The organism is Pseudomonas sp. N2-3-1-14 (assembly GCF_041228395.1).
Lineage (GTDB): Bacteria > Pseudomonadota > Gammaproteobacteria > Pseudomonadales > Pseudomonadaceae > Aquipseudomonas.
This window is the reverse complement of the sequence record NZ_CP166199.1, coordinates 1,184,247-1,206,367: the sequence shown is the minus strand read 5'-3', so window position 1 is coordinate 1,206,367 and position 22,121 is coordinate 1,184,247. Positions and strand designations below refer to the sequence as shown.

The window sequence follows — 22,121 nt, the reverse complement described above, 5'->3', positions numbered from 1 at the left end:
TCCCTTTGGATATGTGCGTCGTCAATGAGCGATGTATCGGGCTTTTTGTAATAGGCAGGGTCACGCAGAAAACCCACACGGGTCTTCAAAACGTCGTCGAATCAATGAGGTGGATTTCCGACGGGGGTCACGCAGTGTTCTTATGGTTTTTGCGGCGAGAAAAAATGTAACAAAATAATTACAAAGTCCACAAGCACCCACGGCGCTAAATCGCAGGCAAATGTCGCACATAACAAAAACCCCGGACTTCGTGAGAAATCCGGGGTGGTTCGTGGCATTTAGCCACCAACTACGACAGGGTTATGTTTTTACAGGTGGGACTCGGCGTACTCGGCCAGGATCGAACGAGGCACCCCTTGCAGCGCGATATGCACGCCGTTCGGGAAGTCCTTGAAGCGTTCCGTCAGGTAAGTCAGCCCGGAGCTGGTCGCGGACAGGTAAGGGGTGTCGATCTGTGCCAGGTTGCCCAGGCACACCACTTTGGAACCGGCGCCGGCACGGGTGATGATGGTTTTCATCTGGTGCGGCGTGAGGTTCTGGCATTCATCGATCAAAATCAGGCTTTGCTGGAAGCTGCGACCTCGGATGTAGTTGAGGGATTTGAACTGCAACGGCACTTTGCTGAGGATGTAATCGACGCTGCCATGGGTGTTTTCGTCATCCATGTGCAAGGCTTCGAGGTTGTCGGTGATCGCGCCCAGCCACGGCTCCATTTTTTCTGCTTCGGTGCCGGGCAGGAAGCCAATTTCCTGGTCCAGGCCCTGCACACTGCGGGTGGCGATGATACGGCGATAGCGCTTGGTCACCATGGTCTGCTCGATGGCGGCGGCCAGGGCGAGGATGGTTTTCCCCGAACCTGCGGCGCCGGTCAGGTTGACCAGGTGGATGTCCGGGTCGAGCAGCGCATACAGCGCCAGGCTCTGGTAGATGTCACGCGGTTTCAGGCCCCAGGCTTCCTGGTGCAACAGGGGTTCCTGATGCAGGTCGAGGATCAGCAGTTTGTCGACCTGGATTTCTTTGATCCAGCCCACAAACCCCTGTTCGTCGATGATGAATTCATTGATATGCACGGCCGGCAGGTTATCGGTCAGCTGTACCTGGTGCCAGGTGCGGCCGTGGTCCTGACGGGTTTCAACCTTGCTGACGCGGTCCCAGAACGAGCCGGTCATGGTGTGATAACCGCGCGACAGCATCGACACGTCGTCGACGAGCTGGTCGGTACTGTAGTCCTCGGCAGCGATCCCACACGCTCGTGCCTTGAGGCGCATATTGATGTCTTTGGTCACCAGCACCAGGCGCAAGTCCTTGTCACGCGCATGCAGGTCGATCAATTGGTTGATGATTTTATTGTCGTTCAGGTTTTCCGGCAGCAGGCTGTTGGGCTCGCTGCGCTTGTTCATCAGAATCGACAACAAGCCCTTGGGCCCGCTTTTGCCACGCTGGATCGGCACGCCGACTTCAACGTCCTCAGGCGAGGCTTCACCCAGGGTTTTGTCGATCAGGCGAATGGCCTGGCGGCATTCAGCGGCAACGCTGTGGTGGCCACTTTTGAGTTTGTCGAGCTCCTCAAGCACGATCATGGGAATGGCGACGTGGTGTTCTTCGAAGTTGAGCAGTGCGTTTGGATCGTGAATCAATACGTTGGTATCAAGCACATAAAGGATTGGCTGGTCGGAAGAAGGGTTACGTCCATGATCATCCATACTCGGTCACCTTTGTGGGAGCCAGTCGACGCAATACCACAACAGTGCTGCGCCTCGATTCGACCACCGACTGCACCGCAGTGACGTCAAGTGCAGTGCCCACATGAGGAGTCTTGGAAGACGCCACCTGTGTTGCAGGTTTCGGCGATCTGACTTCGTAATACCGCAAAAACGATGACAGGAAAAAGCACTTTGACGCTTTTTTGAAGTTTATTTTTCAGGATGACGAATAGCACTAGCCGAGTGCCAGCCACCCCGTTAAAGTCGGAAGTCCGCCTGCATCGAAATGTCGCACAAAATCACCCCAAAAATGCCTCATCCCCAACAGGGCCGGGCACTTGCGCTTTTTCAGCGAAACGCCTCCCGGCAGTCCTGCCAACCCAGCCCACTTTGCGCCGTTGCCTGCAGCAACATCGGCAAGGCGACCCGTGCCTTGTCCTGGGTGTCATGAAACACAATCACGCCTTTGCGCCACAGCAACATCAATGTCAGCACTCGCTGCGCGGACTCGTCAGCCTTGAGCTTGCCCGGTTCGTCCTGGGAATCGATGTCCCACAACGCCACCTGTAAACCTTGCGCCTGGAAGAAGCCCTGGCTGTCGGCGCGACGCTGGCCATAGGGCGGGCGAAACAGCGGCACGTAGTTTTCCGGCATCAGGTTCTGCGCCAACGCGGCACTGCGGGTGATCGAGCTTTGCCAGTCGACCCAATGGCTGTGGGACCGGTACTGCCAACCCTGAGTACCTACGCACTGGCCTTGGTACAGCGCCTGCACATCGGCGGCGGAACTGCGCTCCACGCGGGTTTGCAGGCTACTGCCGAGGGCGAAGAAGGTGGCGTTCATCTTTTGCTTGCGCAGGTAGTCGGTGAGCCAGTCGGTATTGCCGCTGACCGGCGCAGGGCCGCCGTCGAAGGTCAGCAGGAACAGGCGGTCGTTGAGTTCATCGCCATTGCGTTCGTGGTCGCCGAAACGCAGGACTTCACTGCTGATTTGTGGGAACAGTGCGGCTTTGCGCAACAGTTCGTCGAGGTAGCGTTCGTGGAAATTGTGGCTGGGGTTGGCCCAGCCTATATAGAAGGAGTTGTCGCTGACCTGGAATTTGCCGGCTTGCTCGCGCAGGTCGTCCATGCTTTCGACCAGGTAGCAGAATGAGGCGTCTTCTTCGCAGCTTTGTTGGGCGAAGGTGTAGTTTTCCAGCAGGCGCTGCCAGAGCTGGCGGCGCAGGTCGTCGATGGCGGCCAGGTTGATGATCTTCAGGCCCAGGCGTTGTTTGAGCGCGGCTTCGTCCTGGGCTTCGCTGGCGATTAAGCTGTGGGCGAACATCAGGATTTCGGCGCGTGAGGCGACATCGAACAGCGCGGGGCTGCTGAGTTTTTCGGGCCAGGTGGTGCGGTCCAGGCTGGCTACGTCAACCGGCGCCGCCTGGGCGCCCAGGCACAGCAAACAAGCTGACAGTAAAAACGCAATTCGCACACGGGGTCTCCCTTTCCAGAGTTGTCGGGCACTATAGCCGATCGTCCGGGCTGGGTTATCGGGTTGGTGGGGATATCCATTATTTGAGTGATGGCTGAGATGGAAGCTGAACTCAATCAAATGTGGGGGCTGGCTTGCTCGCGAAGGCGGTGGGTCAGTGACACATGAGCTGACTGAACCACCGCCTTCACGGGCAAGCCCGCTCCCACATTTGGATCTCTGTGCATCAGTCAGAGGTGTGTAGATCTGCTGGCCGAGGTGCCGAGTGGTGGGGCACAGACCTTTTGGTTACTTTTGGCTGAGCCGGCATTCCGGGCGATTGCCAAAAGTGTCCCGCTGTAAGAGCGCAACCGCCAGCCGCCGTTACCGCAGCAACGGATACACACCCACAGCAGCCCTCTATCACCATCATAGGTGGAGTCAAACCCCGCGACCCCCTAGAATCCCCCCACGATTACAGGAGCCAACTTCATGCTGATGGTGATTTCCCCCGCCAAAACCCTCGACTTCGAGTCCAAGCCGGTCACCCCACGCTTCACCCAGCCGCAATACCTGGACCACTCCCAGGCGCTGATCGAACAACTGCGTGAACTGAGCCCTGCCCAAATCAGCGACCTGATGCACGTCTCCGACAAGATCGGCGGCCTCAACGCCGCGCGCTTCGGCAGCTGGACCCCAGCCTTCACGCCGGAAAACGCCAAGCAGGCCCTGCTGGCCTTCAAGGGCGACGTTTACACCGGCCTCAACGCCGAAACCTTCAGCGACGCCGACTTCAGCTACGCCCAGGACCACCTGCGCATGCTCTCGGGCCTGTATGGCCTGCTGCGCCCGCTGGACCTGATGATGCCGTACCGCCTCGAGATGGGCACCAAACTGGCCAACGCCCGCGGCAAGGACCTCTACGCCTTCTGGGGCACCCGCATCAGCGAGTGGCTCAACGAAGCCCTTGCCGAACAAGGCGATGACGTGCTGCTCAACCTCGCCTCTAACGAGTACTTCTCGGCGGTCAAGCGCACGGCCCTGAACGCGCGGATCATCAACACCGAGTTCAAGGACCTGAAAAACGGCCAGTACAAGATCATCAGCTTCTATGCCAAAAAAGCCCGGGGCCTGATGAGCCGCTTTGTGATCCAAGAGCGCATCAACGATCCGGCCAAGCTCAAGCAGTTCGATCTGCAGGGCTATCGCTTCAATGCAGAGCAGTCCAAGCCGGACAACCTGGTGTTCCTGCGCGATCACGCACCGGAATAAGGCCGTACCCGGTCTAAAAAACACTGAAATCCAACTGTGGGAGCGGGCTTGCTCGCGAAGGCGGTGTTTGAGTCAGACCATCTGTTACTGACAGACCGCCTTCGCGAGCAAGCCCGCTCCCACATTTTTTGTGCGCATTTGAGGCTGACGATCGTCATTAATCTGGCGCCAAAAAACATCCTGTCGCATTCCTAACGAATCTTTCACTCGACATTTCTGAATTTTTTTCGTAGTGGCACCACTTTTTTAAAACACTAGTGGCACAAAACTATCCCTTCGCGCCAACTACCTGTAACTACTGGCCCAAATAGCAAGTGCTATCAATATAGTACCAGTGCCATCTTTTCTAATATTTCAAGAAATTTCCGAAAACAGGATGAGTGGCCAGGAACTTCACCCTAAAGCACCGCTCATACCACCGGTAACGAAATTCTCTGTTGCTGTAAGAGATGACTTACATGGCGACCAACGGAAGTAGCAAAGTTGTCACATTTAACTTTGACTCAGGGGTCATATTACAAACCGATTAGTTGAGAGCGGCGATAAGGATGCATTGCCACCCACTATAAGGCCAAGGCTCAGCTTCCCTTAATGGGTCAGTGAGATAACCCAAGGCATTGATATTTAAAGGCTTAAAGCCTCTATCAAGGCTCTGCGGCACTGGCGCCAGGCCCTTCTCCCAGGAAGGCCGGCTGCATTACAGGGCAAGCACCAATAACAAGGCCACGTTTCGCACAACTTGAGTGCAATAGTTAGTCACTCGTTATTCAACATGCCTGCACGCGGCAAGTCGGCGTCTATTCGCCTAACTTTCGCGGCATCAGTGACGCTTGCAAACATGAACTCCGGCCATCTAATTGGCATGATTAATATCGTCTTCAATGACAAAGAGGTAAATGCGATGCGCATCAGCATATTTGGTTTGGGTTACGTTGGCGCAGTGTGTGCCGGTTGCCTGTCTGCCCGTGGCCACGAAGTGGTCGGCGTGGACATCTCCAAGGAAAAGATTGACCTGATCAATGCGGGCAAATCGCCAATCGTTGAACCGGGTCTGGGCGAACTGCTGAGCCAGGGTATCGAGACCGGGCGGCTGCGCGGCACGACCAATTTCGCCGAGGCCATCCGCGATACCGACTTGTCGATGATCTGCGTGGGCACGCCCAGCAAGAAAAACGGCGACCTGGAACTCAACTACATCGAATCGGTATGCCGCGAGATCGGTTTTGTCCTGCGTGACAAAACCACCCGCCACACCATCGTGGTACGCAGCACCGTATTGCCGGGCACCGTGGCCAATGTGGTGATCCCGATCCTCGAAGACTGCTCCGGCAAGAAGGCCGGCGTCGACTTCGGTGTCGCGGTCAACCCGGAATTCCTGCGTGAATCCACCGCCATCGCCGACTACGACCTGCCACCGATGACCGTCATCGGCGAGTTCGACAAAGCCTCCGGCGATGTCCTGCAGTCGCTGTACGAAGAACTCGACGCGCCGATCATCCGCAAGGACATCGCCGTTGCCGAAATGATCAAGTACACCTGCAACGTGTGGCACGCCACCAAAGTCACCTTCGCCAACGAAATCGGCAACATCGCCAAAGCGGTCGGCGTCGATGGTCGCGAAGTGATGGAAGTGGTCTGCCAGGACAAAACCCTCAACCTGTCCCAGTACTACATGCGCCCAGGCTTCGCCTTCGGCGGTTCGTGCCTGCCCAAAGACGTGCGCGCCCTGACCTACCGCGCAGGCTCCCTGGACGTGGAAGCGCCGCTGCTCAACTCGCTGATGCGCAGCAACGAATCCCAAGTGCAGAACGCCTTTGACATCGTCGAAAGCCACGACAAGCGCAAGGTCGCCCTGCTGGGCCTGAGCTTCAAGGCCGGCACCGATGACCTGCGTGAAAGCCCGCTGGTGGAACTGGCGGAAATGCTGATCGGCAAGGGCTACGACCTGAGCATCTACGACAGCAACGTCGAATACGCCCGTGTTCACGGTGCGAACAAAGACTACATCGAAGGCAAGATCCCGCACGTGTCGTCCCTGCTCAACTCGGACTTCGACGCGGTGATCAACAACTCCGACGTGATCATCCTCGGCAACCGTGACGAGAAATTCCGTGCCCTGGCGCATAACGCACCACACGGCAAGCAAGTGGTCGACCTGGTGGGCTTCATGTCCAAGGCCACCAGCGTGAGCGGCCGCACCGAAGGCATTTGCTGGTAACAGCAACAGCAAGTTCCGGACTGCAAGCGTACCAATCCCCAGCGCTTGCAGCCTGGAGCCTTCTTCACCTTCGGATGACGCTTATGTCCAAGTTAAAACACGTACTGCTCCAATCCGCCGGCTGGCTGTTGTTTTTGAGCCTGCTGATGGGACTCGCCCTGCTGTTACCGGCGAGTACGTTCGACTCCGAGTCGAAGAATTTTATTTTCCTGATTGGCGCCGTCGGTATCTGGCGCTACTCGATGGGTGCTACGCATTTCTTTCGCGGCATGCTGTTCCTGTACGTGGTCTACCCACACCTGCGCCGCAAAGTGCGCAAGCTGGGCAAAGCCGCCGACCCATCCCATGTATTCCTGATGGTCACAAGCTTTCGTATCGACGCGCTGACCACCGCCCAGGTGTACAGCTCGGTGATTCGCGAGGCCATCGAATGCGGCTTCCCGACCACCGTGGTCTGCTCGCTGGTGGAAATGAGTGATGAGCTGCTGGTGAAAAGCCTGTGGGAACGCATGAACCCGCCGGACCATGTGAAGCTTGATTTTGTGCGCATCGCCGGCACCGGCAAGCGCGACGGTCTGGCCTTCGGCTTTCGCGCCATCTCCCGCCACCTGCCGGATGACCGTGCCGTGGTTGCGGTGATCGATGGCGACACCGTGCTCGCCGAAGGCGTGGTTCGCAAGACCGTGCCGTGGTTCCAGCTGTTCGGCAATGTCGGCGGCCTGACCACCAACGAGTTCTGCGAAGTGCGCGGCGGCTACATCATGAGCGAATGGCACAAGCTGCGCTTCGCCCAACGCCACATCAACATGTGCTCCATGGCCCTGTCCAAGCGCGTGCTGACCATGACCGGGCGCATGTCGGTGTTCCGTGCCAGCGTGGTCACCGACCCGGGCTTTATCGCCGACGTGGAAAGCGACTCGCTGCAACACTGGCGCCTGGGCCGCTTCAAGTTTTTGACCGGCGATGACAAATCCAGCTGGTTCAGCCTGATGCGCCTGGGCTACGACACGTTCTACGTGCCGGACGCTGCGATCAACACCGTGGAACACCCGCCGGAAAAGAGCTTTATCAAAGCCAGCCGCAAACTGATGTTCCGCTGGTACGGCAACAACCTGCGCCAGAACTCGCGTGCCCTGGGCCTGGGCGTACGCCGGCTCGGCCTGTTCACCAGCGTGGTGCTGTTCGACCAGCGTGTGTCGATGTGGACCTCCCTGCTCGGCCTGACCGTGGCAATCATCGCCACCTTCAAGTACGGCGGCGCATTCATCCTCGCGTACCTGCTGTGGATCGGTATCACCCGCCTGATTCTGACCCTGCTGCTGTCGTGCTCCGGCCACAAGATCGGCCCGGCCTACCCGGTGATTCTCTATTACAACCAGATCATGGGCGCGCTGGTGAAGATCTACGTGTTCTTCCGCCTTGATCAACAGTCCTGGACCCGCCAGGACACCAAACTGACCCGCGATTTGGCCAGCTTTCAACGTTGGTTCAACACCTGGTCGTCTCGGACCATGACCTTCTCCGCCGGCAGCATTTTCGTCGCCGTGTTGCTGATGATGGTCTGACCCTGCCAAGCCTGAATTAACTAGGAACTACACACCATGAATAGCCAAGTAAACGCCAACGTTGTCCACGAATCCGAAGCCCAGCGCCAACATGCCCGGGTGAAAATCCCGGCCAAGCTGCGCTTCTTCAACACCGACCGCACCCAGACCGAAGCACGGGTGATCGACCTGTCCGCCGGCGGCCTGGCGTTCACCGCTACCCAGCCTTTGACCGTCGGTGAAGTGCACAAGGGCCGCCTGCAATTTGTCATCGATAACCTCGGCCTGGCGATGGACGTAGAGCTGCAGATTCGCTCCTACGACCGCCAGACCGGCCGCACCGGTTGCCAGTTCCAGAACCTGGACGCCCAGGATATTTCCACCCTGCGCCACCTGATCACCTCGCACTTGTCCGGCGACATCGTGACCATGGGCGACGTGCTGGCGACCCTGCAGCGCGACAACTTCACCAAGGCGCGCAAGGTCAAGGACGGCGGCAGCAACATGAGCGCCGCGGGCCGCCTGCGCGCCGTGGTGTTCAGCGCAGGTATCTTCATCGTCGGCCTGGCAGCGTTCGGTTTCGTCCTCAAATCCATTTACGGCATGTACTTCGTCAGCCACGCTCAGGCTGGCCTCGTCAGCGTGCCAGGCATGAACGTGACCATGCCGCGCGACGGCACCGTGCAAAGCCTGCTCAAAGGTGACGCGGTTGCCGCCAAAGGCGCGCCACTGGCGACCTTCAGCACCAGCATGCTCGATGTGCTCAAGGGCCATCTGGACGAAGACCAACTGCAACCGGCCAAGGTCGAAGAGCTGTTCGGCAAGCAAATGACCGGCACCCTGACCTCGCCTTGCGATTGCGTGGTGGCCCAGCAACTGGTCGCCGACGGTCAGTACGCCAGCAAAGGCGATGTGATCTTCCAACTGGTGCCACGCGGCAGCCTGGCCAATGTGGAAGCGCGCTTCACCTACCGCCAGTTCGCCGACGTTCGCCCAGGCACACCAGTAAGCTTCCAGGTTGCCGACGAAGAACAGATCCGCACCGGCACCATCGTCAGCAGCACCAGCCTGAACAGCGCCGACTTGTCCTCCGACATCCGCGTGCAGATCAAGCCGGATGCGCCGCTGGACAGCACCTACGCCGGTCGCCCGGTAGAAGTGACCAGCGACCGTGGCCCATCGCTGAACTGGCTGATCGACAAAGCCATGGCTCACGGTCTGTAAGCGAGGACATGCCTGTGAACCCTATTTCAAAAACAGCATTGACCCATGTGGGAGCCGGGCTTGCCCGCGATGCAGGCGACTCGGTTTTTCAGATGCACCGAGGCGACGCCATCGCAGGCAAGCCAGCTCCCACACAGAGCCGATTTCACTCAGCCTCTGCGTTCTGCGCGCTGGCATTGGCGGTGAGCCTGGCCGGTTGCGCCGGCCTGCCCGACCAGCGCCTGGCCAACGAAGCCTTGAAACGTGGCGACACGGTGACCGCCCAGCAGAACTATCAGCAGCTGGCAGACCTGGGTTACAGCGAGGCCCAAGTGGGCCTGGCCGATATCCAGGTGACCACCCGTGACCCCGAGCAAATCCGCCAGGCCGAAGCCACCTACCGCGCGGCGGCCGATACCTCGCCACGCGCCCAGGCCCGCCTGGGTCGCCTGCTGGTGGCCAAGCCCGGTGCCACAGAGGCCGAGCAACACGAGGCCGAAGGCCTGCTGAAAAAAGCCTTTGCCAATGGCGAAGGCAATACCCTGATTCCGCTGGCGATGCTGTACCTGCAGTACCCGCACAGTTTCCCCAACGTGAATGCCCAACAGCAGATCAGCAAATGGCAGGCCGCGGGTTACCCGGAAGCAGGTCTGGCCCAAGTGCTGCTGTATCGCACCCAGGACACCTACGACCAGCATCTGGATGACGTGGAGCGCATCTGCAAAGCCGCGCTGAATACCACCGACATCTGCTACGTCGAGCTGGCCACGGTCTACCAGAAAAAAGCCGAGCCGGAAAAACAGGCCGAACTGCTCAAGCAGATGGAAGCCGGCTACAGCCGTGGCACCGTCACCGCGCAGCGTGTCGACAGCGTGGCCCGCGTGCTGGGCGATGCGACCCTGGGCAAGACCGACGAGAAAACCGCGCAGGCCCTGCTGGAAAAAATCGCCCCCGGCTACCCGGCGTCCTGGGTCAGCCTGGCGCAACTGCTCTACGACTTCCCCGAACTGGGCGACGTCGATCAGATGATGAAGTACCTGGACAACGGCCGCGCCGCCGACCAGCCGCGCGCCGAGCTGTTGCTGGGCAAGCTCTATTACGAAGGCAAGTGGGTCCCGGCAGATGCCAAGGCCGCCGAAGCGCATTTCGAAAAAGCCGTGGGCAAGGAAGTGGCCGCCGATTACTACCTCGGCCAGATCTACCGCCGTGGCTACCTGGGCAAGGTCTATTCGCAAAAAGCCCTCGACCATTTGCTGACGGCTGCGCGCAACGGCCAGAACAGCGCCGACTTCGCCATCGCGCAATTGTTTTCCCAAGGCAAGGGCACCAAGCCCGACCCATTGAACGCCTACGTCTTCAGCCAGTTGGCTAAAGCCCAGGACACGCCAGAGGCCAATGACTTGGCCACGCAGCTCGAAGCCCCGCTCACGCCAGAGCAACGCGCCGAAGGCCAACGCCTGGTGCAACAGGAACTGGCCGCGCGCGGCACCCTGGCCCAGAGCACGCTGCAACTGCACGCCCTGCAAGAAGAAGACGGCGAGGAATCCCTATGAAGCTCAACCCATTCGTCAAGGCCGGCATCGGTCTGACCTTCGCCCTGCTGTGGTCTTGCCCGACCCTGGCCGCGCTGACCGAAGCCAAGAACTTCGGCCTGGAAGTCAAAGCCACCGCGCAATCGGAAGATGACCGCGACCTCGGCACGCAGAAAGGCGGCGACGTCAATGGCATCGGCCTTGACCTGCGCCCGTGGATCTACGGCGAAAGCGGCGCGTGGAGCGCCTACGCCATGGGCCAAGCCGTCGTGTCGAGCGACATCATCGAGACCGACACGCTGCAACAGTCCTCCGATGACACGACCGAACAATCGAGCAACGACGACCGCAAAGCCAAGAAGAACTACCTGGCCCTGCGCGAGTTCTGGGTCGGCTACAGCGGCTTTACGCCCTACCCTGGCGAGATCCTCAAGTTCGGCCGCCAGCGCCTGCGCAATGACGACGGCCAATGGCGCGACACCAACATCGAAGCGCTGAACTGGACCTTCGACACCACGTTGCTCAAGGCCAACGTCGGCGCTGCCGAACGCTTCAGCGAATACCGCACCGACCTCAAGGAACTGTCGCCCAAGGACAAGGACCGCCAGCACTTCTACGCTGACGCCGCCTACCAGTGGACGCCGGGGCAGTGGATCGGCCTGCGCGGTCACCACACCCATGACGACGGCAAGCTCGACTACGCCGAACCGGGCGTGGCCACCGACCCGTTGGACAAACGCGAGAATGGCGACCTGACCTGGCTCGGCATCGAAGCCAACAGCGACGCCTACAACTGGCGCAACACCAACACCGTCAACTACTGGGCCAGCGTCACCGGCATGAAAGGCGACCGCGACACGGTCAACGCCCTGAACAAAGACGGCACCCGCCCAACCGAAGCCAAGCGCAGCGATGACGTGAGTGGCTGGGCCACCGACCTGGGTGTGCGCCTGCGTCTGGACCCGCAATGGCAAGTCGGCGCGGCCTACTCCCGCGCGAGTGCCAACTACGAACAGAACGGCCTGCAAAGCAACCGTTCGAACTGGACCGGCACCCAGTCCCGCGTGCACCGCTTCGGCGAAGCGTTTCGTGGCGAGATGAACAACATGCAGTCCATGAGCCTGTTCGGTTCCTGGCAGCTGCGCGAGGACTATGACGCCAGCCTGGTCTATCACAAATTCTGGCGCGTGGACGGTAACAAGCCGGTGGGCAGCAACGGCATCGATGCCGTGCAGAACAACACCGATGACGTGACCGGCGCGATCCTGTCCAGCACTTCCCTGCCGCTTGAAGACGGCAAGAAAGACCTGGGCCAGGAGATGGACCTGGTGGTCACCAAGTACTTCAAGAAAGGCCTGCTGCCGGCCGCGCTCAGCCAGTCGATCGACGAACCGTCGGCGCTGGTGCGCTTGCGTGCCGGCGTGTTCAAGCCGGGTGATGCCTATGGCAGCCAGGTCGACTCGTACATGCATCGCGCCTTTGTCGACGTGATCTGGAAGTTCTGATGGGAGCCTGCGCAATGATTCCTCAAAAATTGCTGGTTGCCGCGATGCTGATGGCCAGTGCCACAGCCTTCGCCGACACCCCGCAGCAGGGCAAGGCGCCGACCATCGCCAAAGAACTGCAACAGGCCAAGACCTACACCATCTCCAGCCCGCCGACCGCGCCGCTGGAAATGGCCAAGCCTGCCCTGCCGGACCTGTCGGGCTACACCGCCGCGGCGATGGAAAAGAAGATCGTCAGAAGCAAGCCCGGCAAAATCAGCATCCGCCGCATGATGCAGGAAGACGCGCTCAAGGACTTTATCGGCGGCGATAACAAGATGGCCGAATGGGTGGTGCGCCAGCACGGCATTCCCCAGGCGATCTTTGTCGACGACGGCTACCTGAACCTCAAGGACCTGCTCGGCAAAGTGCCCAAGCAGTACCTGAGCGAAACCTCGCCGGGCGTGTTTTTGGCCAAGCTGCCAATAGTGGTCGGGCGCAAGGGCATTCTGGAAATCGACAAGAAGACCCAGGAGCTGCGCCTGTCCCAACAAGCCGGTTCGTTCCTGATCAACGACGGTCAGTTGTTTGTGCGTGACACAAAGATCACCGGCTGGAATGAAAAGACCAATGGCCCGGCGCTGTTTCAGTCGCCCAAGGAGTTCCGCCCGTTCCTGCTGGCCTGGGGCGGCACCGAGACTTACGTCGCCAACAGCAAGATGGCCAGCTTCGGCTACGCCAACAGTAAGTCGTACGGGGTGAGTATTTCCCAGTACACGCCGAACATGGCCAAGGTGCTCAAGCGCCCTGAGCCGACCGGCTGGATCGTCGATTCCGAGTTCTCGGACATGTGGTACGGCTTCTACTGCTACGAAACCACCGGCTTTGTGCTCAAGGGCAATACCTACAAAGACAACATCGTCTACGGCATTGACCCGCACGACCGTTCCCACGGCCTGATCATTGCGGACAACACCGTCTACGGCACCAAGAAGAAGCACGGCATCATCATTTCCCGGGAAGTGAACGACAGCTTCATCTTCAACAACCGCAGCTACGACAACAAGCTGTCGGGCCTGGTGATCGACCGTAACAGCGTCAACAACCTGATCGCCGACAACGAGATCTACCGCAACCACACCGACGGCATCACGCTCTATGAGAGCGCTGACAACCTGCTGTGGGGCAACAAGGTGATCAGCAACCGTCGCCACGGCATTCGCATCCGTAACAGCGTGAACATCCGCCTGTACGAGAACACCTCGATGGCCAACGGCCTGACCGGCGTGTACGGCCACATCAAGGATTTGACCGACACCGACCGCGACATCGCCCTCGACCCGTTCGACGCCAAGGTCTCGCTGATCGTGGTCGGCGGTGAACTGGCGGGTAACGGCAGCGGGCCGCTGTCCATTGACTCGCCCTTGAGTGTCGAGCTGTACCGCGTGTCGATGCTGGCGCCGACCAAATCCAGCGGCATCAGCTTCAACGGCGTGCTGGGTGATCGGCAGGAAGAAATTCTCGACCTGTTGGTGCGCCAACAGAAAGCCGTGCTGATCGACCCTGTCGAACGCCAGACCGAAATGCAGGACTGAGGATGACCCTTATGCACCCACACATGATCAAACTGCTGAGCCTCTCGGGTCTGACCCTCGGCCTGCTGGCGGCCAGCCAAGGCGTACGCGCCGATGACGTCAAGGCGCCGACCTTTACCGCCGAACCGTGCTGCAGCCTGTGCCCCGCGGCCCATGACGCGAAGAACTACACCACGCGTTATCAGCAGAATTTCACCACCCTGGTACAAGCCCAGGGCGACTGGCTGTTCCGTACCCAGGAAGACCTGCGCACCGAATTTGACACCAGCCCCGCCGGCTACAAACGCATGCAACAGCTGCACGATGCGTTCAAGGCCAAGGGTGTGGAGTTGGTGGTGGTCTACCAGCCGACCCGTGGCCTGGTGAACCGCAACAAGCTCAACCCCGAAGAGAAAGCCAAGTTCGATTTCGACAAGGCACTGGGCAACTACAAAACCATGCTCGGCCGTTTTGCCAAGATGGGCTACGTGGTGCCGGACTTGTCGCCGCTGACCAACGAGCAACTGCCGGATGAACTGCCGGCCCACGATTTCTACTTTCGCGGCGACCAACACTGGACCCCATACGGCGCCCAGCGCACCGCGAAAATCGTCGGTGCCAAAGTGCGTGCGATGCCTGAGTTTGCGGATATTCCCAAGCGCGAATTCGAAACCAAGCGCTCCGGGCGCATGGGCAAGACCGGCACCCTGCACAACATGGCCGGGCAACTGTGCGGCACCAGCTACGCGATCCAGTACATGGACCAGTTCACCACCGAGCCCAAAGGCGAAGCCGGTGACGGCGACCTGTTCGGCGATTCGGGCAACCCGCAGATCACTCTGGTCGGTACCAGCCACAGCGGCAAGAACTACAACTTCGCCGGCTTCCTCGAGCAGGAAATCGGCGCCGACATCCTCAACGTCGCCTTCCCCGGCGGTGGCCTCGAAGGCTCGATGATCCAGTACCTGGGCAGCGATGAATTCCAGAAAACCCCGCCGAAAATTCTGATCTGGGAATTCTCGCCGCTGTACCGCCTCGACCAGGAGACCATCTACCGCCAGATGATGTCGCTGCTCGACAACGGCTGTGAAGGCAAGACCGCGCAGATGAGCGCCAGCACCACGCTCAAACCCGGCAAGAACGAATTGCTGGTCAACAGTTCGAACAAAGACCTGCGTAACAGCAGTCACCAGGTCGACATCCGCTTCGCCGACCCGTCGGTGAAAACCCTGCAAGCCACCCTCTGGTACATGAACGGGCGCCACGAGGACATCAAGATCGAGAAACCCGAAACATCCGATACAGACGGGCGTTTCGCCTTTGAACTGCGCACCGACGAAGACTGGGCCTCGCAGAACTTGCTGGCCGTGGAAGTGCAGGGTCCCGAAGCGGGCGCTGCTGCGCAGAAAGTCGAAGCGAAAATTTGCACACGCAACGTATTCCCCGCCGGTGGTCAACAGACTGCTTTGGCCGGGCAATGAGGTTACCTATGCAGAAGTTATTGATTCCAACGCTGCTTGGCCTGGCGATGTTCGCCGGTTCAGTCAACGCCGCCGCGCCACTGCGTCCACCTCAGGGCTATTTCGCCCCGGTGGAAGCGTTCAAGACCGGCGACTTCAAGAATGACTGCGACGCCATGCCGGCGCCGTACACCGGCTCGCTGCAATTTCGTAGCAAGTACGAAGGTTCGGACAAAGCCCGTTCCACCCTGAATGTGCAATCCGAAAAAGCCTTTCGCGACAGCACGGCCGACATCACCAAGCTGGAAAAAGACACCAGCAAGCGCGTGATGCAGTTCATGCGCGACGGCCGTCCGCAGCAGCTCGAATGCACGCTCAATTGGCTGACCAGCTGGGCCAAGGCGGATGCGTTGATGTCCAAGGACTTCAACCACACCGGCAAGTCCATGCGCAAATGGGCGCTGGGCAGCATGGCCTCGGCCTATGTGCGCCTGAAGTTCTCCGACTCCCACCCGTTGGCCAACCACCAGCAGGAGTCGCAGGTGATCGAAGCCTGGTTCAACAAGCTGGCCGATCAGGTGGTGAGCGATTGGGACAACCTGCCGCTGGAAAAAACTAACAACCACTCCTACTGGGCCGCCTGGTCGGTGATGGCAACCTCCGTCGCCACCAACCGCCGCGACCTGTTTGATTGGGCCGTGAAGGAATACAAAGTCGGCGCCAACCAGGTCGATGACCAGGGCTTTTTGCCCAACGAATTGAAGCGTCAGCAGCGGGCTCTGTCGTACCACAACTACGCGTTGCCGCCGCTGTCGATGATCGCCAGCTTTGCCCTGGTCAACGGCGTGGATCTGCGCCAGGAAAACAACGGCGCGCTCAAACGCCTGGGCGACAAAGTGCTGGCCGGGGTCAAAGACCCGGAGATCTTCGAGAAGAAGAACGGCAAAGAGCAGGACATGAAGGACCTCAAGGAAGACATGAAATTTGCCTGGCTTGAACCTTTCTGCACCCTCTACACCTGCGCGCCGGATGTGCTCGAACGCAAGCATGGCATGCAGCCGTTCAAGACCTTCCGGCTCGGCGGTGACCTGACCAAGGTCTACGACCCGACGCATGAAAAGGGCAACAAAGGAATCTGACGCAACGCGGTTGGAAAGGTGGGAGGGGCAAGCCCCCTCCCACAGTTTGAGCCGGTTTCATCAGTAGGAATGTTGTACGGCCTCCCCCCGAAATCGTGGGGGGGGTTTGGGGGGCTCTGGCCCTTGACTGTCTGTTAAACATGGAGAGATCGGGATGGTTTTCTCGTCCAATGTGTTCCTGTTTCTGTTCTTGCCGATCTTTCTCGGCTTGTACTACTTGAGCGGGCAACGCTATCGCAACCTGCTGCTGCTGATTGCCAGCTACGTGTTCTACGCCTGGTGGCGAGTGGACTTCCTGGCGCTGTTCGCCGCTGTAACGCTGTGGAATTACTGGATCGGCCTCAAGGTCGGTGCGGCAGGCGTACGCACCAAGCCGGCCCAGCGCTGGCTGCTGTTGGGCGTGGCGGTCGACCTGTGCATCCTCGGCTACTTCAAGTACGCCAACTTCGGTGTCGACAGCATCAACGTGATGATGAAGTCGGTGGGTCTGGAGCCGTTCATCCTTACCCACGTGTTGTTGCCGATCGGCATCTCGTTCTACATCTTCGAGTCCATCAGCTACATCATCGACGTGTACCGCGGCGACACCCCGGCCACCCGCAACCTCATCGACTTTGCGGCGTTCGTGGCGATCTTCCCGCACCTGATTGCCGGCCCGGTGTTGCGCTTTCGCGACCTGGCCGACCAGTTCAACAACCGCACGCACACCCTCGACAAGTTCTCCGAGGGCTGCACGCGGTTCATGCAGGGTTTCATCAAGAAGGTCTTTATCGCTGACACCCTGGCGGTGGTCGCCGACCATTGCTTCGCCCTGCAAAACCCCACCACGGGCGACGCCTGGCTGGGTGCGCTGGCGTACACCGCGCAGCTGTACTTCGACTTCTCCGGCTACAGCGACATGGCCATCGGCCTGGGCTTGATGATGGGTTTTCGCTTCATGGAAAACTTCAAGCAGCCGTACATCAGCCAGTCGATCACCGAGTTCTGGCGTCGCTGGCACATCAGCCTGTCCACCTGGCTGCGTGACTACCTGTACATCACCCTGGGCGGCAACCGTAAAGGCACGCTGATCACCTACCGCAACCTGTTCCTGACCATGCTGCTCGGTGGTCTGTGGCACGGCGCGAACATCACCTACATCGTGTGGGGTGCCTGGCACGGCATGTGGCTGGCGATTGAAAAAGCCATCGGCCTCAACACCGCGCCGCGCAGCTTCAACGTGGTGCGCTGGGCCTTCACCTTCCTGCTGGTGGTGATGGGCTGGGTGATCTTCCGCTCAGAGAACCTGCACGTCGCCGGCCGTATGTACGGCGCAATGTTCAGCTTTGGCGAATGGTCGCTGTCGGAACTCAACCGCGCCAGCCTCACCGGCCTGCAAGTGGCAACCCTGGTGGTGGCGTACGCAACGTTGGCGTTCTTCGGCCTGCGCGATTTCTACACCAACCGCCCTGCCGAGAAAGCCAAGCCGGCCGACCCGAGCCTGATCAAGGCCGTGCCGGGCGACAACCCGGGCAGCATCCACCAGCCAGGTTTCACCGTCGGCCAGGACGCCGCCGTGCAGCCGGCCTACTGGACCGCTGACTGGCCACGCTACGCCATGCGCGGCGCTGTACTGCTGCTGTTCGTGGCGTCAATCCTGAAACTGTCGGCGCAGAGTTTCTCGCCGTTCCTTTACTTCCAATTCTGAGGGGAGCCGACCATGACCCGTTCATTTCGCGTCCTCTACATCGCGCTGTTCCTGCTGGTGCTGCTGGCCCTGGGCGCCTGGTCGATGCGCAGCTTCTTCGGCTTCAGCACCAACGCCGACGCGACCGTGCTCAACGGTCGCTGGACCAAGGCCGTCGAAACGCACTACGACGACCAGTTCCCGATCAAGCGCATCGGCACCAACCTATGGGCCGCGCTGGACTACAAGCTGTTCAACGAAGGCCGCCCTGGCGTGGTGCTGGGCCGTGATCACTGGTTGTACAGCGACGAGGAGTTCAACCCCATCGTCAACGAAGACCAGAACCTTGAGGGCAACTACGCGCTGGTCGAAGGCGTGCGCCAGAAGCTCAAGGCTCAGGGCATTCAATTGGTCATGGCGATTGTGCCGGCCAAGGTGCGCCTGTACCCGGAACACCTGGGCGAAGTGAAACCGGCGAGCATCCACGCCAACCTGTATCAGGACTTCCACGCCCGTGTCGCCGCCGACAAGATCATCGCGCCCGACCTGCTAGGCCCGCTGCAACAGGCCAAGCTGGGCGGCACGCAAGTGTTCCTGCGCACCGACACCCACTGGACCCCGGACGGCGCCGAAATTGCCGCCAAGCAACTGGCCAAGGTGATCAGCGAAAAGGCCCCGCTCAGCGGTGAGCCGCAGCGCTTTGTCACCGAAGCGGAAAAAACCGAGCCGCATAAAGGCGACCTGCGTCTGTTCCTGCCGCTGGACCCGCTGTTCGAAAACCTGATGCCGCCCAAAGAGCCGCTGCAAAAACGCGTCACGCACCTGGCTGAAAACAAAGGTGACGACGGCCTGTTCAGCGACAGCGAAACCCCAGTGGCACTGGTCGGCACCAGCTACAGCGCCAACCCGAACTGGAACTTCGTCGGCGCCCTCAAGCAAGCCTTGCACAGCGACGTCATCAACTACTCCGAAGACGGCCACGGCCCGATTCTGCCGATGCTCAGCTACCTCAAAAGCGACGACTTCAAGAACAGCCCGCCACAGGTGCTGATCTGGGAGTTCCCTGAACGTTATCTGCCCGTCAACAACGAAATCGGTGATGCCGACCCGCAGTGGGTTGCGCAGCTTAAACAAGCCGGTTCGCGCCAACAGAACATGGCACTGAACACCCCAGCTAAAACCCAAAAATCCGAGACGCCCGACCGGGCGCAAAACTGAAAGAGAGGTAACTCACATGACTTTCACTACTACTCCGCGTCGTCTCGCCAAGACCCTGGCCATTGCTGCCGGCTTGAGCTTCGTATCGATGTCCGCCTTCGCCGGGGGCGACGCCGCCCTTTACGGCCCAACCGCGCCGAAAGGCTCAAGCTTTGTACGTGTGTACAACGCCAGCAACCAGGAAGTCAGCGCCACCGTCGGCGCCACCAACCTGAGCGACGTTGCGCCACTGGCCAGCAGTGACTTCAGCTTCATGCCGGGCGGCGACTACAGCGCTAAAGTCGGCAGCCAGACCGTGCCGGTCAAACTCGCCGCCGACCACTACTACACCCTGGTCAACAGCGGCAGCGGCCAGCCTCAGCTGATCGAAGAACCGCCGTTCAAGAACAAGCAGAAATCCCTGGTGCGCGTGCAGAACCTCAGCGACAAGGCCCTGACCCTGAAAACCGCCGACGGCAAGACCGACGTGGTCAAGTCGGTGGCCGCCAAAGGCCGTGGCGAGCGTGAAATCAACCCGGTGAAGGTAAGCCTGGCCCTGTATGACGGCGACAAAAAGGTCGGCGACGTGAAGCCAGTGGCCCTGGAGCGCGGTGAAGCGGCGGTGCTGTATGTGACCGGTTCCGGTTCGAGCCTCTCGCCAGTCTGGGTAAAACGCCCGGTATCGACCCGCTGATTAGATTCTTGAACTGACCCATGCTCCCTGTGGGAGCCGGGCTTGCCCGCGATGGCATCACTGCGGTGTAACTGAAACACCGAGTCGTCTGCATCGCAGGCAAGCCAGCTCCCACAAGGACCAGGGTGTCAGTTCAGACCGAGACAAAAACAAGAGTGAAACGACAAACCTTCGTAGCTCTGACCCAAATTGATTCAAGGAGAAACACATGATCCCAGTAATCCTTTCCGGTGGTAGCGGCTCACGTCTTTGGCCGCTTTCCCGTAAACAGTTCCCGAAACAATTCCTGGCCCTGACCGGCGAGCACACGCTGTTCCAGCAAACCCTGGAGCGTCTGGTGTTCGAAGGCATGGACTCACCGATCGTGGTCTGCAACAAAGACCACCGTTTCATCGTCAACGAGCAACTGAGCACGCGTAAACTCGAATGCCAGCGCATCCTGATGGAGCCGTTCGGTCGCAACACTGCGCCGGCTGTGGCCCTGACAGCGATGATGCTGGTCAATGAAGGCCGCGACGAGCTGATGCTGGTGCTACCCGCCGACCACGTGATCGACGACCAGAAAGCCCTGCAACGCGCCCTGGCCCTGGCCACCGTGGCGGCCGAGCGTGGCGAGATGGTGCTGTTCGGCGTACCGGCCACCCGTCCGGAAACCGGTTATGGCTACATCAAGTCCACCAACGATTCGCTGCTGCCCGAAGGCGTAAGCCGCGTTGAACAGTTCGTCGAAAAACCCAATGAAAAACGCGCCGTCGAGTTCGTCAAAAGCGGCGGTTACTTCTGGAACAGCGGCATGTTCCTGTTCCGCGCCAGCCGCTTCCTCGAAGAGCTGAAAAAACACGATCCGGACATCTACGACACCTGCCTGTTGACCCTGGAACGCAGCGAGCAGACCGCCGACACCGTGACCTTCGACGAAGCCACCTTCGCCTGCTGCCCGGACAATTCCATCGACTACGCCGTGATGGAAAAAACCCAGCGCGCCTGCGTGGTACCGCTGAGTGCCGGCTGGAGCGACGTGGGTTGCTGGGCCTCGCTGTGGGCGGTCAACGACAAAGACATCCACGGTAACGTCAGCAAAGGCGACGTGGTGATCCAGGACAGCCGCAACTGCATGATTCACGGCAACGGCAAGCTGGTGTCGGTGATCGGCCTGGACAACATCGTGGTGGTGGAAACCAAGGACGCGATGATGATTGCCCACAAGGACAAGGTCCAGGGCGTCAAGCAGATGGTCAGCACCCTCAACGACCAGGGCCGCAGCGAAACCCAGAACCACTGCGAAGTCTATCGTCCGTGGGGCTCTTACGACTCGGTGGACATGGGCGGTCGCTTCCAGGTCAAGCACATCTCGGTCAAGCCGGGCGCGTGCCTGTCCCTGCAAATGCACCACCACCGCGCCGAGCACTGGATCGTGGTCAGCGGCACGGCCGAAGTCACCTGTGACGAGAACGTGTTCCTGCTCTGCGAGAACCAGTCCACCTACATCCCGATCGCCTCGGTGCACCGCCTGCGCAACCCGGGCAAGATCCCGTTGGAAATCATCGAAGTGCAATCGGGCAGCTACCTGGGCGAAGACGATATCGAGCGTTTCGAAGATATCTACGGACGCTCCACGCCGGTTGAACGTGGCGTGTCGGTGAAAACTATCGCGCAGTAATACAGTCGTAGAAAGAAGCCCTCACCCAGCCCATTGCGTCCCCTATCCGCAGTGGGTTGGGTGGGGGCTTTTTTTGTGGGGCCTTGGGGTGTTGCTGAAGGCCTCTTCGCAGGCAAGCCAGCTCCCACAGTTGACCGCATTCCAACGGACGTACCCGGTCAACTGTGGGAGCTGGCTTGCCTGCAATGGGCCGAGACCAGTTTGGTCTTGGTCGAGAGGCTTGCATCGGAGGGTTGCAGGCGGATTCTTCTGCTCAGTAAGTCAGTCATCGGGGGGCAAGCCCCCTCCCACCTTTTGACTTGTGAATGCCGTCGAAGGTGGGA

General features: G+C 59.8%; 15 protein-coding genes. 13 read left to right on the top strand and 2 right to left on the bottom strand.

All coding sequences use genetic code 11. The features are described from left to right. Positions 1-308: 308 nt before the first annotated feature. Together AB5I78_RS05555 and AB5I78_RS05550 are read right to left on the bottom strand one after the other, a co-directional pair. A complete protein-coding gene (locus AB5I78_RS05555) occupies positions 309-1,703 on the bottom strand; it encodes a PhoH family protein (RefSeq protein WP_053254513.1) in 1,395 nt (464 codons plus the stop codon). Positions 1,704-2,051: 348 nt separating this feature from the next. Further along, positions 2,052-3,176: a polysaccharide deacetylase family protein gene (locus AB5I78_RS05550; RefSeq protein WP_124416481.1), complete on the bottom strand. Its 1,125-nt coding sequence runs from the start codon at positions 3,174-3,176 to the stop codon at positions 2,052-2,054. Between the two features lie 471 nt (positions 3,177-3,647). On the opposite strand from AB5I78_RS05550, the gene yaaA reads away from it, so the two are divergent. The 13 genes from yaaA to AB5I78_RS05485 all read left to right on the top strand — a co-directional run bounded on the left by yaaA (position 3,648) and on the right by AB5I78_RS05485 (position 21,798). Next, positions 3,648-4,427, top strand: a complete 780-nt coding sequence (gene yaaA / locus AB5I78_RS05545; protein ID WP_145161274.1) for a peroxide stress protein YaaA — start codon at positions 3,648-3,650, stop codon at positions 4,425-4,427. A 901-nt stretch (positions 4,428-5,328) separates the two neighbouring features. Beyond that, positions 5,329-6,645 (top strand): nucleotide sugar dehydrogenase, encoded by a 1,317-nt coding sequence (locus tag AB5I78_RS05540; RefSeq protein ID WP_106579580.1) that lies wholly within the window; start codon positions 5,329-5,331, stop codon positions 6,643-6,645. Between the two features lie 83 nt (positions 6,646-6,728). Then, positions 6,729-8,210 carry a mannuronan synthase gene (gene alg8, locus AB5I78_RS05535; protein WP_178119688.1) on the top strand — a complete coding sequence of 494 codons (1,482 nt, stop codon included), beginning with the start codon at positions 6,729-6,731 and terminating at the stop codon, positions 8,208-8,210. 36 nt (positions 8,211-8,246) lie between these two features. After that, entirely contained in the window at positions 8,247-9,413 is a 1,167-nt protein-coding gene (locus AB5I78_RS05530) for an alginate biosynthesis protein Alg44 (RefSeq protein WP_145161270.1), read from the top strand. Between the two features lie 92 nt (positions 9,414-9,505). Further along, on the top strand, positions 9,506-10,945 hold the full coding sequence (gene algK / locus AB5I78_RS05525; protein WP_369300953.1) for an alginate biosynthesis TPR repeat lipoprotein AlgK: 1,440 nt from the start codon (positions 9,506-9,508) through the stop codon (positions 10,943-10,945). Then, positions 10,942-12,429: an alginate export family protein gene (locus AB5I78_RS05520; protein ID WP_145161268.1), complete on the top strand. Its 1,488-nt coding sequence runs from the start codon at positions 10,942-10,944 to the stop codon at positions 12,427-12,429. The genes algK and AB5I78_RS05520 overlap by 4 nt, the downstream gene beginning before the upstream one ends. Next, positions 12,429-14,003, top strand: a complete 1,575-nt coding sequence (algG, locus tag AB5I78_RS05515) for a mannuronan 5-epimerase AlgG (RefSeq protein WP_145161266.1) — start codon at positions 12,429-12,431, stop codon at positions 14,001-14,003. Before AB5I78_RS05520 ends, algG begins: the two co-directional genes overlap by 1 nt. Positions 14,004-14,014: 11 nt before the next feature. Further along, positions 14,015-15,463: an alginate O-acetyltransferase gene (locus AB5I78_RS05510; protein WP_369300960.1), complete on the top strand. Its 1,449-nt coding sequence runs from the start codon at positions 14,015-14,017 to the stop codon at positions 15,461-15,463. A gap of 8 nt (positions 15,464-15,471) precedes the next feature. Further along, the gene (locus tag AB5I78_RS05505; RefSeq protein WP_262206502.1) at positions 15,472-16,581 is read left to right on the top strand and encodes a mannuronate-specific alginate lyase; all 1,110 of its coding nucleotides are present in this window, start codon (positions 15,472-15,474) and stop codon (positions 16,579-16,581) included. A gap of 154 nt (positions 16,582-16,735) precedes the next feature. Beyond that, entirely contained in the window at positions 16,736-18,268 is a 1,533-nt protein-coding gene (locus tag AB5I78_RS05500) for an MBOAT family protein (protein WP_262206501.1), read from the top strand. A 12-nt stretch (positions 18,269-18,280) separates the two neighbouring features. Then, complete coding sequence (locus AB5I78_RS05495; RefSeq protein ID WP_262206499.1) at positions 18,281-19,465, top strand: alginate O-acetyltransferase; 1,185 nt, start codon at positions 18,281-18,283, stop codon at positions 19,463-19,465. A 16-nt stretch (positions 19,466-19,481) separates the two neighbouring features. Continuing rightward, positions 19,482-20,138, top strand: coding sequence for an alginate O-acetyltransferase AlgF (locus AB5I78_RS05490; RefSeq protein WP_169368263.1), 657 nt, complete (start codon positions 19,482-19,484; stop codon positions 20,136-20,138). Positions 20,139-20,346: 208 nt separating this feature from the next. After that, positions 20,347-21,798: a mannose-1-phosphate guanylyltransferase/mannose-6-phosphate isomerase gene (locus tag AB5I78_RS05485; RefSeq protein ID WP_119738428.1), complete on the top strand. Its 1,452-nt coding sequence runs from the start codon at positions 20,347-20,349 to the stop codon at positions 21,796-21,798. Positions 21,799-22,121 lie beyond the last annotated feature (323 nt).